Source organism: Kitasatospora sp. NPDC051984, from assembly GCF_044593455.1.
Classification (GTDB): Bacteria; Actinomycetota; Actinomycetes; order Streptomycetales; family Streptomycetaceae; genus Kitasatospora.
Map to the genome: position 1 here is coordinate 1 of NZ_JBIUCB010000067.1, position 1108 is coordinate 1108.

Annotated in this window: 1 protein-coding gene; it reads right to left on the reverse strand. The window is 72.0% G+C overall.

Features of this window, described 5'->3' with window-relative positions; genetic code table 11:
* Positions 1–1062, reverse strand: a 1062-nt coding sequence (locus ACIHEI_RS37490; protein WP_396609995.1) for an IS30 family transposase, incomplete at its 3' end; no start/stop codon positions are given.
* Positions 1063–1108 lie beyond the last annotated feature (46 nt).

A 1108-nucleotide genomic window follows, 5' to 3' on the forward strand; every position in this document is an offset into this window, starting at 1 on the left:
GTTCGTGTTCTCGTTCGAGCCGCGTTGCCAGGGGCTGGCCGGGTCGCAGAAGTAGACCGGGACGCCGGTGGCGACGGTGAACGCACCATGTGCGGCCATCTCGGAGCCCTGGTCCCAGGTCAGCGACCGGACCAGGTGCCCGGGCAGGGTGCGCACAGTGTCCACGAGGGCGTCGCGGACGTGTTCGGCGGTGCGGCCGTTCGGCAGGTGCAGGAGCATCGCGTAGCGGGTGTGTCGCTCGACCAGCGTGCCGATCGCGGACGCGCCGTCCTTGCCGATGATCAGGTCGCCCTCCCAATGCCCGGGAACCGCACGGTCGTTCGCCTCGGCCGGGCGGTCGCTGATCATGACCATGGGGTCGATGAAGCGCGGCCTGCGGGCGGCGGCCTGGCGGTGGGGGACCCGGCGTGCCCGGCCGGTGCGCAGGGCGCCGGCCAGCTCGCGGCGGAGCTCACCGCGGCCCTGGACGTAGAGGGCCTGGTAGACGGTTTCGTGGACCACGTGCATCTCCGGCCGCTCGGGAAAGGTGTCCCGCAGAGCCTGGCAGATCTGCTCGGGGCTCCACTTCCGCTCCAGGTGGTCCTGGACGAAGTCCCGCAGCTCGGGGTTGCGGGCGATCTTGCCGGGTTTCGGCCGGGGCCGCCGGGCGTCCGCGCGAGCCTGGGCCGCATGGGGGCGGTAGGCGCCGCTGACGGGGTGGCGGTTGCGTCGGATCTCCCGGCTGACAGTGGAGGGGCTGCGGCCCAGCTCGGCGGCGATCACACGGACGCCGGCCTTCTCGCGGAGCCGGTCGGCGATGTGGATCCGCTCGTCCTCGCGGAGGTGGCGCGAAGGCCCGGACAGCGGCCCGGCGGGAACCGCGATCGGCGGTGCCCCGACGTCAGTGCCGGACGGGGCGCGGCCGTTACGCCACCGCCGCCCCGTCCGGGAGTTGATCCCAACGATCCGACACGCTTCCTCGTTACCCATGCCCTGCTGCACGAGCTGAAGGTAAGCACGCCGCTCCTCCGTCAGCGCCCGGCACCCCCGGTTCACAGACCGGTCCCGGATCTCGAAGTCCATCGCTCCCCCTGCACTGGGGTGTTGCGACGATCTCTAGAACCTAAGG